Source organism: Sphingomonas plantiphila (genome assembly GCF_046000505.1).
Taxonomy (GTDB): domain Bacteria; phylum Pseudomonadota; class Alphaproteobacteria; order Sphingomonadales; family Sphingomonadaceae; genus Sphingomonas; species Sphingomonas plantiphila.
In genome coordinates, this window is record NZ_JBELQC010000001.1 from 97,445 (window position 1) to 118,526 (window position 21,082).

A 21,082-nucleotide genomic window follows, 5' to 3' on the forward strand; every position below is an offset into this window, starting at 1 on the left:
GCGGCGGTCAAACCGCCGCCGCGCACGCATCACGCGGCAAGCGGATTGGTCGACTGGCTCGTATGAAAGCGTCCGGCGCCGAAGCTGCCGCCATTGTTGATCGGCAGCGCGGTCGCGCAGAACGCGCATTCGGCCGTCATCCGCCCGATCGACCAGTGCGACTGGCCGCATCCCGGACAGATATTCTGCTCGCCGGGGCGAAAGGCAATGCGATAGCCGCTGTTCGCGGCGGTGAAGGGGGTCGTGTCATAAAACATCGGCTCGTCTCCAGACTTGCTCGACTCGACGCACGGAATCGCGAATTTGTTCCGAGCATGTATCGATGTGGCAGATCGGGTGTCGCCAAACTGCAACAGTGTTGACGTCAGGACGAGGGACGAATTCGGTCGAGAACGGTATAGGCCATGACTGCGGTCGCGACCGCGGCATTGAGGCTGTCGGCCTTGCCCAGCATCGGGATTTTCACCCGGATGTCACAGGCTTGCGCATAGGCGTCGGGCAGGCCCTGCGCCTCGTTCCCGGTCAGCAGGAAAACCGGGGCGGCAAAGTCCGGTGCGCGATAATCGACCGCACCGTCGAGTGCGAGCCCGACGAGCTGGCTGGGTCCGCTGCGCAGCCAGTTATGAAACTCGGCCCAGGGTGCGCGCGCGATCGGGATCGTGAACAGCGCGCCCATGCTGGCGCGCACCGCTTCGACGCTGAACGGATCGACGCACTCGTCGACCAGGATCAGCCCGCCGGCGCCGACCGCATCGGCGGTGCGCAGGATCGTGCCGAGATTGCCGGGATCGCGCAGCCGCTCCGCCACCAGCCAGATCGGCGCGGCGGTCCGGTCGATACGCGAAAGCTCGGTCGGCAGCTCGGCATAGACGCCGACCACCGCGCCGGGATTGTCCTTACCCGACAATTTGGAGAGGATATCGCTGTCGGTCTGGATCACCTCGCCGCCCGCGCCCTCGGTCGCGGCGATCAATTCCTGCGCGAGCGGGTGGCTGTCATGCCCCTTGGCGAAGAACAGATAGGCGGGCAGATGCCCCGCCTCGCGCGCTTCGGTCAGGATGCGCAGCCCTTCGGCCAGGAACAGCCCTTCGTCGCGCCGATGCTTCTTGTCGCGCAGCGACCGGACCCGCTTGACCAGCGGGTTGGAAAAGGCGGTAATCTCGCGGGGCATCAGTCTTCGCCGAACCGGTCCTCGACCAGTTCGACCAGCTTGAGCACCGCATCCTCGGCGCCGTCGCCGGTGGCGCTGATCGTGATCGTGTCGCCCATCGCCGCGCCCAGCATCATCAGCCCCATGATCGACGTGCCGGTGACCGCGTTACCGTCCTTCTCGACCGTCAGCTCGCACGGCTGCGACGAGGCGAGCGTGACGAACTTGGCGCTGGCACGCGCGTGCAGCCCGCGGCGGTTGCCGATCAGGACGGTCCGGCTGACGCGGCTCAAGCAGCGGCCTCGCCAAGCACTTCGGACGCAACCGTGATGTATTTACGCCCCGCTTCGCGCGCCGCCGCCACCGCTTCCGTAACTTTCATCGTCTTCCGCGCACCGCCGAGGCGAATCAGCATGGGCAGGTTGATGCCGGCAATCACCTCGATCTTGCCCGCTTCCATCAGGGAGATGGCGAGATTGGACGGGGTTCCGCCGAACAGGTCCGTGAGCACGATGACCCCGCGACCGCCATCGACCGCGGTGATCGCCTTGGCGATATCGGCGCGGCGGCCTTCCATATCGTCCTCCGGCCCGATCGAGATCGTCGCGATTCGATCCTGCTTGCCCACGACATGCTCCATCGCGACGACGAACTCCTCCGCGAGCCGCCCGTGCGTCACGAGTACCAGTCCAATCATGTCTTTACGCTTGTCCCATGCGGTTCATTTTGCACCCGGCGGGCCTTCTAGCGAGTCCTGCGGCGCGGTCTGCAAGTCACGATGCGTCACCGTGGGCGAAAATCCAGCCGCGTGCAACCGCGCAGCGACCCGTTCGGCGACATGGACCGACCGGTGTCTCCCCCCGGTACAGCCGAAGGCGATGGTAACATAGGATTTTCCCTCCGCCTGATAGCGGGGCAGGAGCAGTTCGATCAGTCCCTCGATCCGCTCCAGCGCCTCGTCATAAGCAGGGTCGCCCGCCACATAGGCGGCGACGTCTGCGTCCTTTCCGGTCCCCGGCCGCAGCGACTCGACCCAGTGCGGATTGCGTAGGAAGCGCATGTCGAAGACGAGATCGGCGCCAGCGGGAATGCTGCGCGCAAAGCCGAAGGACATGATCGAAACGACGGTCTCGCCGAGCCCGGGCCCGGAAAAGGTCTTGCGAATCTGCTGCGCAAGGTCGTTGGACGAGAGGTTGCTCGTGTCGATGACGCGATTGGCCCAGCGCCGCAACGGCTGAAGCAGATCGCGCTCACGGGTAATGCCGTCGCTGGCCGGGCGGTCCAGCGCCAGCGGGTGGCGGCGGCGCGTTTCCGAATAGCGACGTTCGAGCTCGGCGCCCGAGCAATCGAGAAACAAGGTTCCCATGTCGTAACCGCGCTCATCGCGCAGCTTCTTGATCCGACGCACGATGCTCTCGGCATCGAACGCACGCGTGCGCGTCCCGATGCCAAAGGCAAGCGGCCGGTCGTCTCCATCGATGCCCTCGGGCGGTTCGGTATCGAGCAGGCGGTTGAGGAGCAGCAGGGGAAGATTGTCGACCACCTCCCAGCCCAGATCCTCCAGCGTGCGCAACACGGTCGACTTGCCCGCGCCCGACATGCCGGTGACGAGCAGGATTTGCTTGGGCCGACGCGTCTTCATGCTCCAGTCGCCGCGATATGGCGTAACGCCAGTTCGATCTTGATCGGGGCGGAGGGCTCGAGCGCGGGAAGCATCACCTCTGGCACGTCCACTCCGGCAATGCGGCGCGTGCGCGGCCCCTCGGGCATGCGCGGCGGCGCATCCAGGATCGAGACGATCAGTGCAATGGGCGCGCGATCGGCATGCGGCATTGCGACCACGCCGATGCCGCGCACCTCGATCTTCCCGGCGATGTTGGCCGGCGCGCAGGCGTGCAGCACGCCATTCGTCCGCGCGCAGATCGTGTAATCGTCCGCGACGAGGAGCGCACCACGATCGATCAGGCGCAGCGCCAGATCGGACTTGCCCTCGCCCGAGCGCCCCTCGATGAGCACAGCGCGCCCGTCGATCGCCACACTGGTCGCGTGAAGCGTTTCGGAAGAAAGGATCGCCACGGGTCTCTTATAACCTCCGATACGTCATGCCGGTTGCACCAGCGGCAGCCGCACGACGAATCGTGCGCCATGCATCCGGTCTTCACGCGATTCCACGCCGAGCGAGCCCTGATGGCCTTCGACGATGGTCCGTGCGATCGCAAGCCCTAGTCCCGAATGCTTTCCGAATTCCTCGGTATCGGGTCGGACGGAGTGGAAGCGTCGGAAAATCGCCTCGCGCGCGTCTTCCGGCACCCCGGGGCCTTCGTCCTCCACTCGCGCCTCGAGCATCTCGCCACGCACCGCGAGCGACAGTGCGACCGTCCCGCCCTCCGGCGAAAAAGAGATGGCATTGTCGATCAGATTCTCGAACACCCGCTCGAGCCGCGCGCCCTCACCCATCACCATCGGCAGGATGTCGACGGGTCGATCGAACCGCAGCCGCACGCCGCGCTCGACCCCCCGCGTCTCGCGTTGCGCGATCAGTCCCGCGATCATCGCGGAAAGATCGATGGGATCGAACTTGGCGCGGGACAGCTGCGCGTCCAACCTCGACGCTTCGGAAATATCGCTGATCAGCCGGTCGAGCCGCAGCACGTCGTCACGCACTACCGCCAGCAGCTTTTCCTGAAGCGCCGGGTCACGGATCGACGAAAGGCTGTCCACGGCCGAACGTAGCGACGCCAATGGATTCTTCAGCTCATGGGTCAAATCGGCGGCAAAGGCCTCGGTCGCATCGATCCGCGCGCGCAACGCGAGGCTCATGTCGGAGAGCGAGCGTGCGAGATGGCCGATTTCATCGCGACGTTCGGGCAGGCGCGGCACCACCACTTCGCGCGCGCGTCCCAGTCTCACCCGTACCGCCGCGCGCGCCAGGCGACGCAGTGGCCGCACGATCGTCCGCGCGAGGAACAGCGACAGGAACACCGACAGGCCGACCGCCACGCCCAACACAACGCCAAGGCGAAAGCGCTCGACCCGCACCGTCTGGGTGATGTCGCGCGCATTCACGGTGGTGAAAACCGCACCGTCAGCACTGAACGGGGCTGCAGCGGTGATGACGGGTGTGCGGTCCGGCGCGCGCCACACGGTCGCGGTCGCGCCGCCGGTATCGAACGCGGTGCGTAAATCGGGCCAGTCCAGCCCCCTGTCCGGTGCGCGTTCGCGGAATTGCGACACGCGATCGGCGCCCGCTACCTTGTCGATCACCGCGTCAAGAAAGCGCGCTGCGATCTGGCCCCACGGATCCTTGTCGGGATCGCGCAGCACGACGTTGGCGAGCCCCATCGATCGAGTGTCCAGCTGCACCCGGCCCGCGCGGTCATAGATGCGGATGCGGCTGCCGCTGGTGCGTGCGAGGCGCAGGATCAGCGCGTCGCGATCGATCTTCGGCGTCGAAGCGATCGCCTGGGCGATCAGCGTGGCCTCGCGGCTGGCCTGGGCTACACGGCTGTCGACGATGCGCGCGCGATAGCTGTCGAGGTAGAAGAAACCGCCAGCGAGCATCGCCAGCGCGAAGATGTTCACCGCCAGGATGCGCGGCGTGAGGCTGAGCCGCGCCGACCAGCGCAGCGCCAGATCCCGCTCGTCGCCCGGGGCAGCGGGCCTATTCGTCGGAGAAGCGATATCCGGCGCCATAAAGGGTCTCGATCGCGTCGAATTCGGGATCGACCTGCCGGAATTTGCGCCGCACGCGCTTGATATGGCTGTCGATGGTGCGGTCATCGACATAGATGTCGTCCTGATAGGCCGCGTCCATCAGCTGGTTGCGCGTCTTGACGATGCCGGGGCGCTGGGCGAGCGTTTCGAGGATCATGAACTCGGTGACGGTAAGCGTCACATTGTCGCCCTTCCAGGTCACCTTGTGCCGCGCTGGGTCCATCCTCAGCGGCCCGCGTTCGAGTACGGGCTGGGCCTCCTGCGCCGGTTCTTCCCCGACGGGCACGGCGAGCGCTTCTGTTCGCCGCAGGATCGCGCGGATGCGCGCGATCAGCAGGCGCTGGCTGAACGGCTTGGCGATATAATCGTCGGCGCCCATCGCCAGGCCCAGCGCCTCGTCCAGCTCGTCATCCTTGCTGGTGAGGAAGATCACCGGGATCTGGCTCTTTTCGCGCAGCCGGCGGAGCAGCTCCAGCCCGTCCATCTTCGGCATCTTGATGTCGAGCACCGCAAGGTCCGGCGGATTGTCGACCAGCGCCTTCAGCGCCGCCTCGCCATCGGAGTAAACGCGCGTCACGAAGCCCTCGGCTTGCAGCGCGATCGACACGGAGGTCAGGATATTCCGGTCGTCATCGACGAGCGCGATCGTTGCGGTCATGGCACGGGACTAGCGGAATGCGGGGCGAGGCTCAACGGGGGGCGGACAACGATCCCCACGCGACAGCGCCGCATGTCGGCAACAGGTCAACGTTGTCTCACGAAAATAGAGGCTTAGGGTTGAAATGACACCGGTTACTGTTGTTGACCCTCCTTTTTGCCGCTGCCTATGCGCGATTCAATGCATACGAATGCAGCCGCCCGCCGGGCGGATTGCGACGAGGAGAGAAACGTGACGGATCGCAAGCCGAAAATCGGCCTGGACGCGCTGGGCGTCGCGGCTGGGACCACCATCCACTGGAACCTGCTGCCGGCCCAACTGGTCGAGCATGCGCTGAAGCGCGGCGAAGGACGCCTGGCCAAGGATGGGCCGCTGGTGGTCGAAACCGGCAAGCACACCGGGCGCAGCGCCAAGGACAAGTTCATCGTCCGAGATGCGGAAACCGAGGGCACCGTCTGGTGGGGCAGCACGAATGTCGGCATGACGCCCGCGCATTTCGCGGCGCTCAAGGCCGATTTCCTGTCGCACCTCGGCACCAAGGACACGCTGTTCGTCCAGGACCTGTATGGAGGTTCGCAGCCAGAGCATCGCGTCAAGGTGCGCGTCGTCAACGAATATGCCTGGCACAGCCAGTTCATCCGCACCCTGCTGGTCCGCCCGCAAGAGTCGGAACTGCGCGATTTCGAGCATGAATATACGATCATCGACTTGCCCAGCTTCCGCGCCGATCCGGCCAAGCATGGCTGCCGCAGCGAGACGGTGATCGCGGTCAACCTCACCGAAAAGCTGATCCTGATCGGCGGCACCGCCTATGCCGGCGAGATGAAGAAGAGCGTGTTCGGCCTGCTCAACTATCTGCTCCCGCCCAAGGGCATCATGCCGATGCACTGTTCGGCCAATATCGGGCCGAATGGCGACACGGCGGTGTTCTTCGGCCTGTCCGGCACGGGCAAGACCACCCTGTCCGCAGACGCCAGTCGCACGCTGATCGGCGATGACGAGCATGGCTGGTCGGATACCGCGGTCTTCAATTTCGAAGGCGGCTGCTACGCCAAGATGATCAACCTCTCGGCGGAGGCCGAGCCGGAGATCTTCGCCACGACCAAGCGCTTCGGCACGGTGCTCGAAAATGTCGTGATGGACCCCGAAACGCGCGAGCTCGACTTCGACGACAACAGCCTCGCCGAGAATAGCCGCGGCTCGTACCCGCTCGACTTCATCCCGAACACGAGCGCGGATAATCTGGGGCCGGTTCCCAAGAACATCATCTTCCTCACCGCCGACGCCTATGGCGTGCTGCCCCCGATCGCGAAGCTGACCCCGGATCAGGCGATGTATCACTTCCTGTCGGGCTATACCGCGCGCGTCGCGGGGACCGAGATCGGTGTGACCGAGCCGACCGCGACCTTCTCGACCTGCTTCGGCGCGCCGTTCATGCCGCGTCACCCGTCGGTCTATGGCAATCTGCTGAAAGAGCGGATCGCGAAGGGCGGCGTGGACTGCTGGCTGGTGAACACCGGCTGGAGCGGCGGCAAGGCGACGATGCCGGGGATCAAGCGCATGCCGATCAAGGTGACGCGCGCACTGCTCAACGCGGCGCTCGATGGCAGCCTGAAGGACGCCGAGTTCCGCAAGGACCCCAATTTCGGGTTCATGGTGCCGGTGGCCGTCGGGGAGATCGATCCGGACATGCTCGACCCGCGCGCTGCCTGGGCGGACAAGGCCGACTATGACGCGACCGCAGCCACATTGGTGGACGCGTTCGTCGCCAACTTCGCCCAGTTTGCGGAGCATGTCGACGATGGGGTGCTTCAGGCCGCTCCCCAGAGCCGGAAACACGCGACGGAAGCGGCCTGAAACACCGGGTCATCGATCGGGGCGCATCGAACCCGATCGGTGACCGCCGCCGTATCGTGTCGCGCCGAGGATCTGGAGGTTATGGCATTTCCGCAAGGAAGCGATTAGCGCCGATTCCATGATCCTCGTCATCGATAATTACGACAGCTTCACCTGGAACCTGGTCCATTACCTGATGGAGCTGGGTGCCGAGGTGAAGGTCGTACGCAACGACGCGCTGACCGCGGCGGAGGCCATAGCCAGCAACGCGCAGGCGTTCCTGCTCTCGCCCGGCCCCTGCACGCCCAACGAGGCGGGAATCAGCCTCGATCTCGTCGCCGCCTGTGCCGATGCAGGCAAGCCGCTGCTCGGCGTGTGCCTGGGACATCAGGCGATCGGCCAGCATTTCGGCGGCAAGGTGGTGCGCGGCGGGCTGATGCACGGCAAGACCAGCCCGGTCAGTCATGACGGCACGGGGTTGTTCACGGACCTACCCTCCCCCTTCACCGCCACGCGCTATCATTCGCTGATCGTCACCGACATCCCGGACTCGCTGGTGGTCAACGCGAGGGCAGAAGACGGCAGCGTGATGGGTTTCCGCCACGCCGCGCTGTCGATCCATTCGGTACAGTTCCACCCTGAGAGCATCGCGACCGAACATGGCCATGCGATGCTGGCGAATTTTCTGAGGATCGCCGGCATCGCTGCCGCGGTTCCTGCCTGAGGGATGCGGCGCGCACCCCGATTGCTCCGGAGGCTGAACGTCCTCGCGCGCCGTTATGGCGATCGCGAGATGATCTGGCGCCGCCGCATCGCAATCCTGGGCGGCGCGATCCTGATCGGCCTGATCGCCCTGCTGTTCGCCAGCCTGGCGGACGCGGCGGCGAACCTGTTCCACGCGATGGTGCAGGCAGCGTGGTGGATCCCGCTGTTGATCACTCCTGCGGGCTTCGCCGGATTCGCCTGGGCGACCAGCCGCTTCGCTCCGCTCGCGCGCGGATCGGGCATTCCGCAGGTCATCGCGGCCGCGCGCGACCCCGAGCGGGGAATGCGCGGCCTCGTCTCCGCGCGCACCGCGATCGTCAAATTCTTCCTGACTATCGGTACGTTGGTCTTCGGCGCGTCGGTCGGACGCGAGGGGCCGACGGTGCAGATCGCGGCGAGCATCATGGGCTATGCCCATCGGCTGATGGGGATCCCGTTGCGTGCATCGGTGTTCATCGCCGGTGGCGCGGCGGGCGTCGCGGCGGCGTTCAACACGCCGCTCGCCGGGGTCGCCTTCGCGATCGAGGAACTCGCCGCCGCCTATGAGCAGCGCATGACGCTGCTGGTGATGGCAGCGGTGCTGATCGCGGGCATGGTGAGCCTCGGCATCGCGGGCGACTATGTCTATTTCGGCGTGATGCGCCAGACGCTGCATATCAGCCAGGCGCTGATCGCGGCGCCGGTCGCGGGGGTGTTCGGCGGGGTCATGGGCGGCCTGTTCGCGCGGCTGATGCTCGGCGCCGGGACGACGCTGTGGCGCCCGTTCGCGGCGTTGCGCGCGCGGCCGATCCTGCTTGCCACCGCCTGCGGCGTGTTGGTCGCGGTGATCGGCGTCGTCAGCGGGCTGACCTGGGGCACCGGTTACGAGACCGCCAATGCGGTGATCGCGGGCGACGACGTGCCCCTCTGGTTCGGCGCCGCCAAGTTCGTCACAACGCTGGCTACGGCGGTCTCGGGCCTGCCTGGCGGCATCTTCGCGCCCTCGCTGTCGGTCGGCGCCGGAATTGGCGACATGCTGCGCAGCGTCTTCCCCGGCTATCCGCCCGGCGCGATCGTGCTGCTCGGCATGGTCGCCTATTTTACCGGCGTCGTGCGCGCGCCGCTGACCGCGGTCATCATCATTTCGGAGACGACCGCCAGCCGCGGGCTGATGATGCCCCTGCTCGCCACCGCGCTGGTCGCCGACTTCGCAGCGCAACTGGTGTGCAAGGACCGCCTGTATCACAAGCTGGCGGAACGGTTCGTCGGCGGCAGTGGCGCCAAAGCCTGAGCGTCACGCTTGGCCGCGCGGTAGCAGGAATTGCTCGACTCGCCGCGCGCGCCCCGGAATAGAGGCGGCGTGACGACATTCAGCCTCCTCCCCGACCCCGCGACCCCGCTCGCGCGCGAAAGCGCGGCGCAGGCCTTTGCCGATATCCTCGACGGTACCGCGGCCGAGGCGGAAATCGAACGGTTTCTGATCGCCCTGTCCGAGCGCGGCGAAACCAGCATCGAGATCGCCGAGGCGGCGCGCGCAATGCGCCATCGGGTGATCCCGGTCAGCGCGCCTGACACCGCGATCGACGTGTGCGGCACCGGGGGCGACGGACATCACACGCTCAACGTCTCCACCGCGGTGGCGATCGTCGTCGCCGCGGCTGGGGTGCCGGTCGCCAAGCATGGCAACCGCGCCGCCTCCTCCAAGTCGGGCGCCGCCGATACGCTTGAGGCGCTGGGTCTCGACCTCGACCGCGCTGCGGCGAATGCGGAAGCGCATCTCAACGATCTCGGCATCGCGTTTCTGTTCGCCGCGAAGCACCATCCCGCGCTCGCCCGCATCGCCCCGATCCGGCGGCGCATCGGACGGCGGACGATCTTCAACCTGATGGGGCCGCTCGCCAATCCCGCCGGTGTACAGCGCCAGCTGATCGGCATCGCCCGTCCCGACTACGCCCCCGTCTATGCCGAGGCGCTGGAGCAGCTGGGGGTCACGGGCGCGGCGATCGTTGCGGGCGAAGAGGGGCTGGACGAACTCTCGCCTGAAGGTGGCTCGCTGGCGGTCAGCGTCGGCGATGTCCGTCTGCCCGCACGCATTACCCCCGCCGATGCCGGGCTGCAGACGCATCCGCTCTCCGCGCTGCGCGGCGGCGACGCGCGGGAGAATGCCGCCGCGCTCCGCCGCCTGCTCGATGGCGAGCACGGCGCCTATCGCGACGCCGTGCTGCTCAACGCCGCCGCCGCGCTCGTCGTCGCCGGCGAGGCCGCCGATTTGCGCGAAGGCACAGAGGAAGCCGCCGAAACGATCGACAAGGGGCTTGCCAAGGCACTCCTCGACTGCTGGATCGCTGCCGCATGATTACGATGCTGGACACGATCCTGGAAACGAAGCGCGAGGAGGTTGCCGCGCGCAAGGCCGCCAATGCGCTGAGCGAAATCGAGGCGCTGGCCATGGCGCAGACCCCGCCGCGCGGATTTCGCGCCGCGCTCGATGCCAAGGCTGCTACCGGATACGGGCTGATTGCCGAGATCAAGCAGGCATCCCCGTCGGGCGGGCTGATCCGTACCGATTTCGATCCGGTCCGGCATGCGCAGGATTATGAGGCCGGGGGCGCGGCGTGCCTGTCGGTGCTGACCGACCTCACCTATTTCCAGGGGCATGAATCCTACCTGATTGCCGCCCGCGCCGCGGTAAAGCTGCCGGTGCTGCGCAAGGATTTCATGATCGATCCGTGGCAGGTGCTGGAAGCGCGCGCGATCGGTGCCGACGCCATCCTCATCATCGTCGCCGCGCTCGACGATGAGCAGATGGGGGAGATTGAGGATGCGGCGATCGGGCTCGGAATGGACGTATTGGTGGAAGTGCATGACGCCGCCGAACTGGACCGTGCGCTGGCGCTGAAATCGCGGTTGATCGGCGTCAACAATCGCAATCTCAAGGACTTCAGCGTCTCGTTCGAGCGCACCTACGAACTGGTCGGTCGCGCGCCGGAGGGCTGCACGTTCGTCGCCGAAAGCGGCCTGACCGGCCGCGCCGATCTCGACGCGATGGCCGAACGTGGCGTGCGCTGTTTCTTGATCGGCGAAGCGCTGATGCGCGAGGCGGACATGGTAGCGGCGACGCGGGCGATGGTGGGGTGAGCGAGCTCACCCATCTCGACGCGACCGGCGCCGCGCGCATGGTCGATGTCGGCGGGAAGACGGAAACGCAGCGCGAAGCCGTCGCCACGGGGCGCATCACCATGTCGGCCGCCGCCGCCGCCGCGATTCGCGCGGGCCTGGTCAGGAAGGGCGACGTGCTCGCCACCGCGCGCATCGCCGGGATCATGGCGGCGAAACGGACCAGCGAACTCATCCCGCTGTGCCACCCGCTCGCGCTGACCAAGATCACCCTCGATCTCGCCCCGGACGAAGCCGGCGTCACCGCGACCGCCACCGTCGCGCTCAACGGGCGCACCGGAGTGGAGATGGAAGCACTGACCGCAGTCTCGGTCGCGTTGCTCACCATCTACGACATGGCCAAGGCGATCGACCGCGCGATGGAGATCGGCGCGATCCGCCTGATCGCGAAGCGCGGCGGCAAGTCCGGCGACTGGACCCCGGAACAACCCGGTAGCCAGAGTTAATCCCGCGTCTACCCCGATCGCTTAGCAAATCTTGATTGCACCGCGCGCAAGTCCGTTGCGTTCAGTTGTGGGGCTTTATGTCGGTTTCGGCGCGTTCGACCATTTTCTCCCTCTCCGGGGGACTCGAGCCCGTGGCCCGTGAGGGCCATGCGGACTCGTCCAGAGCCCGGCTGGTCAGTGCGGACGCCGGGGAGCGCGAATGCTTCGTCCACCGCCTGACGTCCGAAGGCGCGATGCTGTCGGTGCGCGGCGCGGTGACGCATGGCGAACGCGCGACCATCGAGCTGCCGTTCGGGCTATCGGTCGAGGGCGCGATCGTCGGTGACGACCCCGCTGCGCTCGCCTTCCGCTTCGACGAACCGATGGACGTGGTCGGCGCGCTCGCCCGCTGTCTCGCCGCGCTGCCCGCCGAGCGCCGCCAGATGCCGCGCATCGAATTGCGCCAGCGGCTGTGCATCCGCCATGGCGGCCAGGTGGATTTCGCCTGGACCCGCAACCTTTCCCCCGCAGGACTGGGCGTGGAGACTCGCGTCGCGCTGGAAGTCGGCGAGGCGGTGGAGATCACGCTCGACGGGCTGCGACCGATCCAGGGCGAGATTCGCTGGACCGAGCAGGGGCAGGCCGGCATCGCCTTTTTCGAGGAGATCGGCTGGCAACTGCTGATGCCCTGGCTGCGCCAGGTCGCCGATCGCCGCCCGCCCCTCACCGCGCCCAAGCCCGACATCGCACCCTCGCCGCTCGGCGCGGTCAAGAACGCGCTCAAGCTCGAAATCGCCAGCCATGTCCGGTCGGGCAGCAGCTGGTGGAATGCGCAGGTCCTGTCGCTCAGCAATGCGCTGGTCGAATTCGAAAGCGATACCGAGTTCGAGCCGCTGTCGAGCCTGTGGCTGTCGCTGCCGGAGATCGGCGGCTGGCCGATCCGCGTGATCGAATGCCATGGCGCACGCCACGTCGCCGAATTTCGCCTGCCGCTGCGTCCGCACGAGATGGGGCTGCTGAGCGACGCGGCGCGCCCGCGCTGACGCTCGACCCGGGGCACCGTCGCCGCTAATCGGGACGCGATGGCCGAGATGATTTCCGTCGCCGAGGCGCAAGCCCGCCTGTTCGCACTGGCCGCGCCGGTTGCGGCGACGCAGGTTCCGTTGCAGGCGGCCGCCGGACGCTGGGCCGCCGAAGCCGTCGCCGCGTTGCGCACCCAACCCGACCGCCCGCTATCGGCGATGGACGGATATGCGATCCGCTTCGACGACCTGCCCGGCCCCTGGCGATTGGTCGGCGAAAGCGCCGCGGGTCGCCCGCTCGCACGCGTCGTCCAGCCCGGCGAGGCGGCGCGCATCTTTACCGGCGCCGCGCTCCCCGATGGCGCCGACTCCGTGCTGATCCAGGAGGAGGCACAGCGCGATGGCGACACGGTCATGCTCGACGGTGAAGGGCCGCCGCACGCGCGCGCGCATGTCCGCGCCGCGGGACTGGACTTTCACGCGGGCGACACGCTGATCGCGCCGGGTGCGCGCATCACGCCGACGCGCATCGCGCTCGCCGCGGTCGCGGGCCATTCCACCCTCCCCGTTCGCCGACGACTCCGCGTCGCTATCGCCGCAACCGGCGACGAACTGTGCGCGCCCGGCGAAACGCTGGCGCCCGGCCAGGTGCCGGAAAGCAACGGCGCGATGCTCGCGGCGATGCTTGCCCCCCTCCCCGTCGAGCTGACCGATCTCGGCATCCTGCCCGACCGGCGCGATTCGCTGACCGCGGCCTTCGCGGCCGTCGATGCCGACCTGCTGGTGACGACCGGCGGAGCGTCGGTCGGGGACCATGACCTGGTCCGTCCTGCGCTGGAGGCGGCGGGCGCCGCGATCGATTTCTGGCGCGTCGCGGTGCGGCCGGGCAAGCCGATGATGGCGGGCAGGATGCGCGACACGGTGGTGATCGGATTGCCCGGCAACCCGGTCTCCGCCCATGTCACCGCGCTGTTGTTCGTTTGTCCGATGATCGCGCATCTTGCGGGCGCCGCTGACCCGCTCACGGCCACGCGCCGCGCGACGCTCGGCCATGATCTGCCCGCCGGGGGTGCGCGCACGGATCATCTGCGCGCGGTGCACCGTGACGGGCGGGTGCACGCCGCCGCCCGGCAGGACAGTTCGATGCTGCGGACCCTTGCCGAATCCGACTGCCTGATCGTGCGTCCCGCGCACGCACCCCCGGCGAAAGCGGGCGACTCGGTACAAATCCTCGACCTTGGATGATCGTCGCGCTTGACGGAGGGTAGAACAAGGCGTAAACGTTCCGCGTCTGTTCTGGATGGAGACCGTCCTATGCTTACGAAGAAGCAGCACGAGTTGATCTGCTTCATCGCCGACCGGCTGGCCGATACGGGTGTGTCGCCATCGTTCGAGGAGATGAAGGACGCGCTCGACCTGAAATCCAAGTCGGGCGTGCACCGCCTGATTTCCGCGCTCGAGGAGCGCGGCTTCCTGCGTCGCCTGCCCAATCGTGCGCGCGCGCTCGAAGTGGTCAAGATGCCCGAGCGTGGCGAGGCCAAGAAGCCTGCTGCACGGTCGAACGTCGTTGCGATGCCGCGCCCTGCGCCGCAGCCCGCCAATGACGTGGTCGAAATCCCGCTGCACGGCCGCATCGCCGCGGGTGTGCCGATCGAGGCGCTGGAGGGATCGACGATGCTTCCCGTCCCCGCCGCGCTGCTGGGGTCGGGCGAGCATTATGCGCTTGAGGTCGCCGGGGATTCGATGGTCGATGCGGGGATCTTCGACGGCGACTATGCGCTGATCCGCCGCCAGGATTCGGCGCGCGACGGCGAGATCGTCGTCGCCCTGATCGAGGATATGGAAGCGACGCTGAAATATTTCCGCACCGAGGGCAGCATGGTGCGGCTCGATCCCGCCAACCGCAGCTATGACCCCCAGCGCTATCGCCCCGATCAGGTGCGCGTGCAGGGGCGGTTGGCAGGGCTGCTGCGGCGCTACTGAGACGTGCGATCGCCCCTCTCCCGTGGGCGAGGGGCGAACGTCGCGAGGGCTAGAAAGCGCAGCATTGCCCCTGCGCAAGACCATGGGAGAGCGACATGGCCCTGACCGGTGGATGTCATTGCGGCGCGGTGCGGTACGAGATCGCGGGCGAGCCGATGCATGGCGGGCAGGCACTCTGCCACTGCACCGATTGTCGGCGCTGCGCTGGCGCGCCGATGGTCGGCTGGGCGATGTATCCCGAAGATGCCCTGAGCGTGACCAAGGGCGAGCCGCGCGAATATGCCTCGTCCGAGACTGGCCAGCGCTGGTTCTGCTCCACCTGCGGGACCGGGCTGTTCTACCGCAATGCGCAGAACCTGCCGGGACTTGTCGACATCCAGGCATCGACCCTCGACGATCCCGACGCCGTCCCCGCCGCCGCGCATATCCAGGTCGCCGACCGCGTCGGCTGGATGAAGGACGCGCACGGCCTTCCCGAGTTTGAGCGGTTCCCGGGTGGGGCGTAGATCAGGCTGGCACGTCACGCTTGCTTGCCGCCAGACGACGGTTTTTCGTATCACGCCGAACCAGGAAACTGCCGCGGGCCATGCGTGAACGCGCCCGCGCGGGTGAGTGGCGCCTAATCGATCCCGTCGCTGTCCGGATCGTGTACGATCACCCGCTCTGGCTCCTCGGCAAGATCAGACCAGAAGGCGATGCGGCGCGAGGCGCCATCGTGGTGCGTGCCGCAGAACTCTTTGCTGAAATATTCAGCGAGGTTCGCGCCGTACTGGATCGTGTCGAATCCATGCATGGAAAATACTGGATTACCGGCTTCGTCCGGCGTCGCGGGAAGGAACCGATGCCCAAGAATGGGGATCAGCTTCGGCGCAGCGCGGATCGCATCGCGCACAACTTCGTGTCGCGCCATACGGTCGATCGGTCGTTCACCCCAAGCTGGCCACCACGACCCATGATCGACATCGAACAACAGGCAGTCGAGCGGCCATGCCAGCATGTGGCGAATTGTCGGATCTTCACGGTCCCACGCGTAGCCGCGCGCGGGATTGCGATCGAGGAGCAGCGCATACAGGTCCGACGGAAACCGGACGTCATAGCGATCCTGCGCCTGGTCCAGTTCGGATCGCGAATAGCCGGACTTCCAATCTGACACGGTCAGCGCCGCCCTAACGCATCGCGGAAGGTCGAGATGTCCGAACGCGGCATCCTCGGGTCGATCAAGCCGTCTCCGCCGCCGGGATCAGCGCATCGTCCTTTTCGTTCGCACGCTGTGCCGCGGCGCGGCCCTGCACCCGTTCGACAAAGGCGACAAAGGCGTCGCGCTTGGGGATCGTGCCGAACTGCGTCCCCCAGGAGAGATGCGCCCCGACATACAGGTCCGCTGCGGTGAAGTGATCCGCCGCCAGCCAGCCGTCACCCGCCGCGGTGACCGCCGCTTCCAGCGTGTCGATCGTCCGCTCGAAATTGCCGAAGCCGAGCATTCCTTGCTTCTGCGGATCGGCATTGGCGTCCCATCCCATCGCCTTGCTCGTCACCGCCTGTTCCAGCGGGCCTGCCGCGAAGAACAGCCAGCGATAATAGGCGCCACGCGCGTCCACCGGCGGCGTCAGCTTCGCTGCCGGAAACGCGTCCGCCAGATAGGCGCAGATCGCCGCGCATTCGGTCACGACGACACCGTCATGGACGATCGTCGGCACCTTCCCCATCGGGTTCACCGCCAAGAATTCGGGTGCCTTGTTCGCCCAGTCGACCACAACCGTTTCATAATCGGCACCGGTCTCTTCGAGCATCCAGCGGGCGATGCGCCCGCGCGACATGGGGTTGGTGTAGAGCGTGAGCGTCATCGTCTTCCCTCCGAGTCGGACAGGAACATAGTAGGAACGATCCGCGCATGCGGGTCAAGCCGATTCACAGCGACTTGAACGTCTCCAGCAGGCGGCCCCACGCCTTTTCGGCCTGCGCTTGGTTGTACACCTGGCTGTCGGGCGGGCACCAGCCGTGCATGGTGCCGTCATAGACCTCCACCTCGGCAGGGAGGCCGGCATCGGCGAATGCCGTGCGCACCAGCACCTTTTCCTGCGAGTTGCGCGCGTCGTCATTCTCCGCAACCGCGACCAGGAAGCGCGCCTTCATCCTGGGCACCAGCAGATGCGGGCTGTCGGGCTTGTCGGTCGCGAGGCCGCCGCCGTGGAAGGAGGCGCCGGCTTTCACGCGCGCGGGCAGCGCCGCGGCGGTGCGCATCGTGAACGGGCCGCCCATGCAATAGCCGGTGGTCCCGGCGCCGCGCTTCGCGTCGACTTCCTTCTGCGTGTCGAGCCAGCCGAGATAGGCCGTCGCATCGCTGACGACCGCCTCTGGCGTGAGCAGCGCGCGCCATGGGCCGATCTTGGCGCGCACCTCAGGGTCAGCAAAGCTCTCGCCCGGCTTCAAAAACTGCCCCTTTACCGAACGGTAGAAGGGGTTCACGGTCAGCACCGCATAGCCCGATTGCGCCAGCCGCTCGCCCATCTGGCGAAAGGCCGGCCGCATTCCCATCACATCGGGCCACACCAGCACCGCCGGATGCTTGCCGCTCGTCGGTGCGGCGAAATAGCCGTCCGCCGTGCCATGCGGCGTCGCGAAGCTGACGTCGCGGCCCTTCACCGTCTTGGCATTGGCCGGAGCCGGCAACAACGCGGCAAGCCCCGCAGCGCCAGCCATCGCGCCGAAATCGCGGCGCGACACGCCCTTGAGGAACTTCTCGTTGTCGGCGTTGGTCAGATCATCGCACATCGCGTCGCTCTCCAGATTCGCGTCCCCGGCGGCGTGAGGCTAGCCTAGCGCGCGGCGCGATACCACCAGACGCCGTCGCGATCCTCGCGCACCGCCCGCCCCTCGACCTCCAGCCGGCGCAGATGCGCGAGCGTCTCGCCGCTGGCGAGGCCGAGCATGTCGCCCTCGATCTTGCGCCGGAACATGCGTCCGAAGCAGTCGACCGCGCGGCGCGGTTCGGTGAGATGCGCGTGCAGGATGTCGAGCCGCTTGAGATGCTCGTCGCGCAGTGCCGCCAGCCGGATATGCAGGCCGGTGAAGGGCTCGCCATGCGCGGGCAGGACGAGCAGGTCGGCGGGCAGGTCCATCAGCCGGTCGATCGATGCGAGCCAGTCGCCCAGCGGGTCGGCCTCGGGCTCGCTCACGCCGAGCGAGACGTTGGAGCTGATCCGCGGCAATACCTGGTCGCCCGCGATCAGCACGCCGTCGGCGGCGTTCCACAGGCAGGCGTGCTCGGGGCAATGGCCCGATCCTACCACCACCTGCCAGGTCGCGTCGCCGATCGCGATCCGCTCGCCATCGACGATGCGGCGATAGCCGAGCGGCAGCGGCGCGATCATCCGGCGCATCCGCCCGAAGCCCTTGCCGAACGCTGCGTCGATCTGCGCCTCGTCCCAGCCGGCCGCGCGCCAGAAGGCGATCTGTTCGTCGGGCACGTCGTCGTGCGCGTCGGCGGTCAGGACGCGGATCGTCAGCCACTCGCCGCGCGTCATCCAGATGCGCGCATCGAAGCGGCGCGCGAGCCATCCGGCGAGTCCGGTATGGTCGGGATGGAAATGGGTGCAGAGCACCCGCCCCGGCGGTCTTGTCGCCAGCGGCTCGGCGGCGAACAGCGCGCGCCATGCAGCGACCGAGGGGTCGACGTTCAGCCCGGTGTCGACAATCGTCGTCGTCTCGCCATCGTCGAGCAGCCAGCAATTGATATGGTCCAGCGGGCCGGTCATCGGGATGCGGACCCAGTCGACCCCGGGCGCGATGGCCACCGCCTCCCCGACGGCGGGGACCCGTCCGCCCAGCGGATAGGTCAATCCGCGATGGCTGGTCGCGACGAAGCTCTCGTCGTGGCTCAGCGACGCGTCGGGAGAAAATTCGGGATCGACCATACCCGAACCATTGACGGCGCGGGACCCGCTTGTCGAGTCCGCGCGCCGTCAGGATACCCAAACACCGAAAACCGGTGGCGGATCAGCTCTTGAACAGAGTGTCGCGATCGTAGTCGACGCTCGGCTCGCCCTCGCGCGAGGCCGCCTCGCGCTCGGCGCGGAGCTGCTCGAGCAGCGCCTCGCGGTCGCCCTCCAGCCGCGCATCGACCACCGGCGCCTCAATCCCTGCAGCCTTCGCCGCCTTGGCGACCGCAGCGTCCAGCTCGCGCTGGCTCGTCAGGCCCAGCGTCACCGGATCCTTGGGCACGATATTGGCGATGTTCCAATGGGTGCGGTCGCGGATCGCGGCGATGGTCGTGCGCGTGGTGCCGATCAGCTTGCCGATCGCGCCGTCGCTGATCTCGGGATGGTTGCGGATGATCCAGGCGATGCCGTCGGGCTTGTCCTGACGCTTGCTGACCGGAGTGTAGCGCGGACCCTTGGTCCGGCGCACCTGATCGGGCCCCTTGCTCATCTTGAGGCGGTAATCGGGGTCGGCCTGGCCCTTCTCGATCTCCTCCATCGTCAGCTCGTGCGCGCGGACCGGATCGCGACCGGTCAGCTTGGTCGCGGCGGTATCGTCGGCGATCGCCTGCACCTCGAGGATGTGAAGCCCGCAAAACTCGGCGATCTGGTCGAACGAGAGCGCGGTATTGTCGACCAGCCAGGAAGCGGTCGCGTGCGGCATCAGCGGCTGGGCCACGTCAAAGTCTCCAGAAACAATAAGGGCCGCCCTCAACGGGCGGCCGATCACACCCTGTGATTTAGGCGCATGGGGGCCGCTAGGCAAGCCTTTTGGCCCCGGAACCGCGTCCGGTTGCCCTGCGGAAGATCGGAACCTAGACTCGGCTCGGGCGTCCTGAAGCGCACCAATGGATTATTTCAGAGAGGAGCATCCATGAAACGAGTCTTTCTTCCGCTCGCCGCAGTTGCCGCGCTCGGCCTCGCCGCTTGCAGCGACAAGGCACAGAACGAGACGGCTGAGGCAGCCGAAGCGATCGGTGCAGACGCCAATGCGACGATGAGCGAAGCGGCCGACGACGTCGAGACCGCGACCGACAGCGCGCTGGGCGCCGCCGAGAATGCCGCCGACAGCACGGGTGCGGCGATCGAGCAGGGTGCCGACAATGTCGGCAACGCGGCGGACGCCGCCGAAGACGAACTCGACAACTGATCCGTTCGGGGCCGCCCGCCGGCGGCCCCGTTCACACCCCGGGGGGTTCCATGCGCGCTATTCTGATGTTGCCGCTGCTGGCGCTTGCGGCGTGCAATTCGACCGACGATACGACCGCCGTCACCTCCGGAGAGGCTGCCGAACTCAACCAGGCGGCCGCCACGCTCGACATCAACGCTACCGAGCCCGACCCGCAGGACGGTCCCGCAGCGCCCGACGATCCCGAATAATTGGACACGCCGGACCGGCTTGACGCCGCCAGCGGGCGGTGAAAGCCTCGTGCGTGCGCGTCGTGCGCGTCCGGAGGCCGTGATGAACCATGTCGCTGCGTATCGCGATCGGGGCTATGCTATCGTTCGGGGCGTTTTCTCAAAAGACGAAATCGAGCGGATCGGCGACGCCGTCGATGCGGTTCATGCCGAGGGGGTCGCGCATGGCCGACCGTTCCGTCACGGCAACCTGTTCTACAACGTCCGCGCCAATGACGACGGCACGCCGATCGTGCCGATGGTGCAATGGCCGTCCTATCACAACCGCGTGCTCGATTCGGTGCGGCTCGATCCGCGCTGGCTCGACCTGCTCGCCCCGCTGATCGGCACCGATCTCAAGCAGATCATCAACCAGCTTCACTGGAAGGCGCCGGGATCGAAAGGCGATTTCGCATGGCACCAGGATTCGCGTTTCCGCAAGCCGGACGCCGCGTACCGCAATCTGGGCGAGTCCTACATCCAGACCGGTCTCGCGATCGATCCGCATACGCGGGAGAGCGGCGCGATGCGGATGATCCCCAACAGCCACCGCGCCGGCCCGCTCGCGCTCGATACCTCGACCGAGGTGCTGGGGACCGAGATGAGCGACGACTGGCTGCGCGACGCCGGGATCGACCCGTCCGATGTGATCGACCTGGAGATGGAGCCGGGCGATATCGCGATGTGGAACCCATATCTGGTCCATGGATCGGGGCGCAACAGCGCCGACCACCAGCGCCGCCTGTACATCAACGGCTATGTCCGCGCACGCGATTGCGACCGCGGTGAATGGGCGTTTCGCGATGGCAAGCCCGTCCCGCTCGGCCCCGAACCCGCGCTCGTCCATTACGAAGATTTGCGCGCGAAGCCGGAGCCGCATTATGTCTAGAATGGTGCGCAGCTGCGCTGAAGCGGTACCGGCCCGCTCCCCCACCCGGCCACCCCTCGACAGTGTATTCTATGGGTGGCCGGGTGGGGGCGCGGGTCGGTGCCGAGTC

The 21,082-nt window shown here is 67.1% G+C and carries 26 protein-coding genes; 13 read left to right on the top strand and 13 right to left on the bottom strand.

The genetic code is table 11. From position 1 onward, the window contains the following. Window positions 1-29: 29 nt before the first annotated feature. From ABS767_RS00445 to ABS767_RS00480, 8 genes are all read right to left on the bottom strand, one after another. The gene (locus ABS767_RS00445; protein ID WP_408076396.1) at window positions 30-257 is read right to left on the bottom strand and encodes a hypothetical protein; all 228 of its coding nucleotides are present in this window, start codon (window positions 255-257) and stop codon (window positions 30-32) included. Window positions 258-364: 107 nt separating this feature from the next. Further along, on the bottom strand, window positions 365-1,171 hold the full coding sequence (locus ABS767_RS00450; RefSeq protein WP_408076397.1) for a TrmH family RNA methyltransferase: 807 nt from the start codon (window positions 1,169-1,171) through the stop codon (window positions 365-367). After that, entirely contained in the window at window positions 1,171-1,443 is a 273-nt protein-coding gene (locus tag ABS767_RS00455) for an HPr family phosphocarrier protein (RefSeq protein WP_300499465.1), read from the bottom strand. Before ABS767_RS00455 ends, ABS767_RS00450 begins: the two co-directional genes overlap by 1 nt. After that, entirely contained in the window at window positions 1,440-1,847 is a 408-nt protein-coding gene (locus tag ABS767_RS00460) for a PTS sugar transporter subunit IIA (RefSeq protein WP_408076398.1), read from the bottom strand. The genes ABS767_RS00455 and ABS767_RS00460 overlap by 4 nt, the downstream gene beginning before the upstream one ends. Window positions 1,848-1,871: 24 nt before the next feature. Beyond that, the gene (rapZ, locus tag ABS767_RS00465) at window positions 1,872-2,792 is read right to left on the bottom strand and encodes an RNase adapter RapZ (RefSeq protein WP_408076399.1); all 921 of its coding nucleotides are present in this window, start codon (window positions 2,790-2,792) and stop codon (window positions 1,872-1,874) included. Continuing rightward, window positions 2,789-3,226 carry an HPr kinase/phosphorylase gene (locus tag ABS767_RS00470; protein ID WP_408076400.1) on the bottom strand — a complete coding sequence of 146 codons (438 nt, stop codon included), beginning with the start codon at window positions 3,224-3,226 and terminating at the stop codon, window positions 2,789-2,791. Before ABS767_RS00470 ends, rapZ begins: the two co-directional genes overlap by 4 nt. Before the next feature lie 24 nt (window positions 3,227-3,250). Beyond that, window positions 3,251-4,843, bottom strand: coding sequence for a sensor histidine kinase (locus ABS767_RS00475; protein ID WP_408076401.1), 1,593 nt, complete (start codon window positions 4,841-4,843; stop codon window positions 3,251-3,253). Further along, complete coding sequence (locus ABS767_RS00480; RefSeq protein ID WP_408076402.1) at window positions 4,812-5,522, bottom strand: response regulator; 711 nt, start codon at window positions 5,520-5,522, stop codon at window positions 4,812-4,814. Before ABS767_RS00480 ends, ABS767_RS00475 begins: the two co-directional genes overlap by 32 nt. Before the next feature lie 231 nt (window positions 5,523-5,753). On the opposite strand from ABS767_RS00480, the gene ABS767_RS00485 reads away from it, so the two are divergent. From ABS767_RS00485 to ABS767_RS00530, 10 genes are all read left to right on the top strand, one after another. Beyond that, on the top strand, window positions 5,754-7,379 hold the full coding sequence (locus ABS767_RS00485) for a phosphoenolpyruvate carboxykinase (protein WP_408076403.1): 1,626 nt from the start codon (window positions 5,754-5,756) through the stop codon (window positions 7,377-7,379). Window positions 7,380-7,497: 118 nt separating this feature from the next. Continuing rightward, on the top strand, window positions 7,498-8,082 hold the full coding sequence (locus ABS767_RS00490; RefSeq protein ID WP_408076404.1) for an anthranilate synthase component II: 585 nt from the start codon (window positions 7,498-7,500) through the stop codon (window positions 8,080-8,082). Between the two features lie 69 nt (window positions 8,083-8,151). After that, complete coding sequence (locus tag ABS767_RS00495) at window positions 8,152-9,393, top strand: chloride channel protein (RefSeq protein WP_408078624.1); 1,242 nt, start codon at window positions 8,152-8,154, stop codon at window positions 9,391-9,393. 69 nt (window positions 9,394-9,462) lie between these two features. Beyond that, entirely contained in the window at window positions 9,463-10,458 is a 996-nt protein-coding gene (gene trpD / locus ABS767_RS00500; RefSeq protein ID WP_408076405.1) for an anthranilate phosphoribosyltransferase, read from the top strand. Continuing rightward, on the top strand, window positions 10,455-11,240 hold the full coding sequence (trpC, locus tag ABS767_RS00505) for an indole-3-glycerol phosphate synthase TrpC (protein WP_408076406.1): 786 nt from the start codon (window positions 10,455-10,457) through the stop codon (window positions 11,238-11,240). Before trpD ends, trpC begins: the two co-directional genes overlap by 4 nt. Then, a complete protein-coding gene (gene moaC, locus ABS767_RS00510) occupies window positions 11,237-11,725 on the top strand; it encodes a cyclic pyranopterin monophosphate synthase MoaC (protein ID WP_408076407.1) in 489 nt (162 codons plus the stop codon). Before trpC ends, moaC begins: the two co-directional genes overlap by 4 nt. Before the next feature lie 131 nt (window positions 11,726-11,856). Then, window positions 11,857-12,747: a PilZ domain-containing protein gene (locus ABS767_RS00515; RefSeq protein WP_408076408.1), complete on the top strand. Its 891-nt coding sequence runs from the start codon at window positions 11,857-11,859 to the stop codon at window positions 12,745-12,747. Between the two features lie 39 nt (window positions 12,748-12,786). Continuing rightward, window positions 12,787-13,971, top strand: coding sequence for a molybdopterin molybdotransferase MoeA (locus ABS767_RS00520; RefSeq protein ID WP_408076409.1), 1,185 nt, complete (start codon window positions 12,787-12,789; stop codon window positions 13,969-13,971). A gap of 69 nt (window positions 13,972-14,040) precedes the next feature. Further along, a complete protein-coding gene (gene lexA, locus ABS767_RS00525) occupies window positions 14,041-14,709 on the top strand; it encodes a transcriptional repressor LexA (RefSeq protein ID WP_408076410.1) in 669 nt (222 codons plus the stop codon). 95 nt (window positions 14,710-14,804) lie between these two features. After that, complete coding sequence (locus ABS767_RS00530; protein WP_408076411.1) at window positions 14,805-15,215, top strand: GFA family protein; 411 nt, start codon at window positions 14,805-14,807, stop codon at window positions 15,213-15,215. 113 nt (window positions 15,216-15,328) lie between these two features. On the opposite strand, the gene ABS767_RS00535 is transcribed toward ABS767_RS00530, so the two are convergent. From ABS767_RS00535 to ABS767_RS00555, 5 genes are all read right to left on the bottom strand, one after another. Further along, the gene (locus ABS767_RS00535) at window positions 15,329-15,862 is read right to left on the bottom strand and encodes a hypothetical protein (protein WP_408076412.1); all 534 of its coding nucleotides are present in this window, start codon (window positions 15,860-15,862) and stop codon (window positions 15,329-15,331) included. A 64-nt stretch (window positions 15,863-15,926) separates the two neighbouring features. Continuing rightward, on the bottom strand, window positions 15,927-16,553 hold the full coding sequence (locus ABS767_RS00540) for a glutathione S-transferase family protein (protein WP_408076413.1): 627 nt from the start codon (window positions 16,551-16,553) through the stop codon (window positions 15,927-15,929). A gap of 64 nt (window positions 16,554-16,617) precedes the next feature. Further along, window positions 16,618-17,481, bottom strand: a complete 864-nt coding sequence (locus tag ABS767_RS00545) for a dienelactone hydrolase family protein (RefSeq protein WP_408076414.1) — start codon at window positions 17,479-17,481, stop codon at window positions 16,618-16,620. Window positions 17,482-17,525: 44 nt separating this feature from the next. Continuing rightward, window positions 17,526-18,623: an MBL fold metallo-hydrolase gene (locus ABS767_RS00550; RefSeq protein WP_408076415.1), complete on the bottom strand. Its 1,098-nt coding sequence runs from the start codon at window positions 18,621-18,623 to the stop codon at window positions 17,526-17,528. 82 nt (window positions 18,624-18,705) lie between these two features. Then, window positions 18,706-19,350: a cell cycle transcriptional regulator TrcR gene (locus ABS767_RS00555; RefSeq protein WP_408078625.1), complete on the bottom strand. Its 645-nt coding sequence runs from the start codon at window positions 19,348-19,350 to the stop codon at window positions 18,706-18,708. A gap of 210 nt (window positions 19,351-19,560) precedes the next feature. On the opposite strand from ABS767_RS00555, the gene ABS767_RS00560 reads away from it, so the two are divergent. The 3 genes from ABS767_RS00560 to ABS767_RS00570 all read left to right on the top strand — a co-directional run bounded on the left by ABS767_RS00560 (window position 19,561) and on the right by ABS767_RS00570 (window position 20,973). Next, window positions 19,561-19,836: a hypothetical protein gene (locus ABS767_RS00560; protein ID WP_408076416.1), complete on the top strand. Its 276-nt coding sequence runs from the start codon at window positions 19,561-19,563 to the stop codon at window positions 19,834-19,836. Window positions 19,837-19,886: 50 nt separating this feature from the next. After that, the gene (locus tag ABS767_RS00565) at window positions 19,887-20,066 is read left to right on the top strand and encodes a hypothetical protein (protein WP_408076417.1); all 180 of its coding nucleotides are present in this window, start codon (window positions 19,887-19,889) and stop codon (window positions 20,064-20,066) included. Window positions 20,067-20,148: 82 nt separating this feature from the next. Then, a complete protein-coding gene (locus ABS767_RS00570) occupies window positions 20,149-20,973 on the top strand; it encodes a phytanoyl-CoA dioxygenase family protein (protein WP_408076418.1) in 825 nt (274 codons plus the stop codon). Window positions 20,974-21,082 lie beyond the last annotated feature (109 nt).

What these genes read in the sequence shown, in the direction of transcription:
- ABS767_RS00445 (WP_408076396.1), bottom strand. Translation starts at nt 257, where the DNA reads ATGTTTTATGACACGACCCCCTTCACCGCCGCGAACAGCGGCTATCGC.
- ABS767_RS00450 (WP_408076397.1), bottom strand. Translation starts at nt 1,171, where the DNA reads ATGCCCCGCGAGATTACCGCCTTTTCCAACCCGCTGGTCAAGCGGGTC.
- ABS767_RS00460 (WP_408076398.1), bottom strand. Translation starts at nt 1,847, where the DNA reads ATGATTGGACTGGTACTCGTGACGCACGGGCGGCTCGCGGAGGAGTTC.
- rapZ (WP_408076399.1), bottom strand. Translation starts at nt 2,792, where the DNA reads ATGAAGACGCGTCGGCCCAAGCAAATCCTGCTCGTCACCGGCATGTCG.
- ABS767_RS00475 (WP_408076401.1), bottom strand. Translation starts at nt 4,843, where the DNA reads ATGGCGCCGGATATCGCTTCTCCGACGAATAGGCCCGCTGCCCCGGGC.
- ABS767_RS00480 (WP_408076402.1), bottom strand. Translation starts at nt 5,522, where the DNA reads ATGACCGCAACGATCGCGCTCGTCGATGACGACCGGAATATCCTGACC.
- ABS767_RS00490 (WP_408076404.1), top strand. Translation starts at nt 7,498, where the DNA reads ATGATCCTCGTCATCGATAATTACGACAGCTTCACCTGGAACCTGGTC.
- ABS767_RS00495 (WP_408078624.1), top strand. Translation starts at nt 8,152, where the DNA reads ATGATCTGGCGCCGCCGCATCGCAATCCTGGGCGGCGCGATCCTGATC.
- trpC (WP_408076406.1), top strand. Translation starts at nt 10,455, where the DNA reads ATGATTACGATGCTGGACACGATCCTGGAAACGAAGCGCGAGGAGGTT.
- ABS767_RS00520 (WP_408076409.1), top strand. Translation starts at nt 12,787, where the DNA reads ATGGCCGAGATGATTTCCGTCGCCGAGGCGCAAGCCCGCCTGTTCGCA.
- lexA (WP_408076410.1), top strand. Translation starts at nt 14,041, where the DNA reads ATGCTTACGAAGAAGCAGCACGAGTTGATCTGCTTCATCGCCGACCGG.
- ABS767_RS00530 (WP_408076411.1), top strand. Translation starts at nt 14,805, where the DNA reads ATGGCCCTGACCGGTGGATGTCATTGCGGCGCGGTGCGGTACGAGATC.
- ABS767_RS00540 (WP_408076413.1), bottom strand. Translation starts at nt 16,553, where the DNA reads ATGACGCTCACGCTCTACACCAACCCCATGTCGCGCGGGCGCATCGCC.
- ABS767_RS00545 (WP_408076414.1), bottom strand. Translation starts at nt 17,481, where the DNA reads ATGTGCGATGATCTGACCAACGCCGACAACGAGAAGTTCCTCAAGGGC.
- ABS767_RS00550 (WP_408076415.1), bottom strand. Translation starts at nt 18,623, where the DNA reads ATGGTCGATCCCGAATTTTCTCCCGACGCGTCGCTGAGCCACGACGAG.
- ABS767_RS00555 (WP_408078625.1), bottom strand. Translation starts at nt 19,350, where the DNA reads ATGCCGCACGCGACCGCTTCCTGGCTGGTCGACAATACCGCGCTCTCG.
- ABS767_RS00560 (WP_408076416.1), top strand. Translation starts at nt 19,561, where the DNA reads ATGAAACGAGTCTTTCTTCCGCTCGCCGCAGTTGCCGCGCTCGGCCTC.
- ABS767_RS00565 (WP_408076417.1), top strand. Translation starts at nt 19,887, where the DNA reads ATGCGCGCTATTCTGATGTTGCCGCTGCTGGCGCTTGCGGCGTGCAAT.
- ABS767_RS00570 (WP_408076418.1), top strand. Translation starts at nt 20,149, where the DNA reads ATGAACCATGTCGCTGCGTATCGCGATCGGGGCTATGCTATCGTTCGG.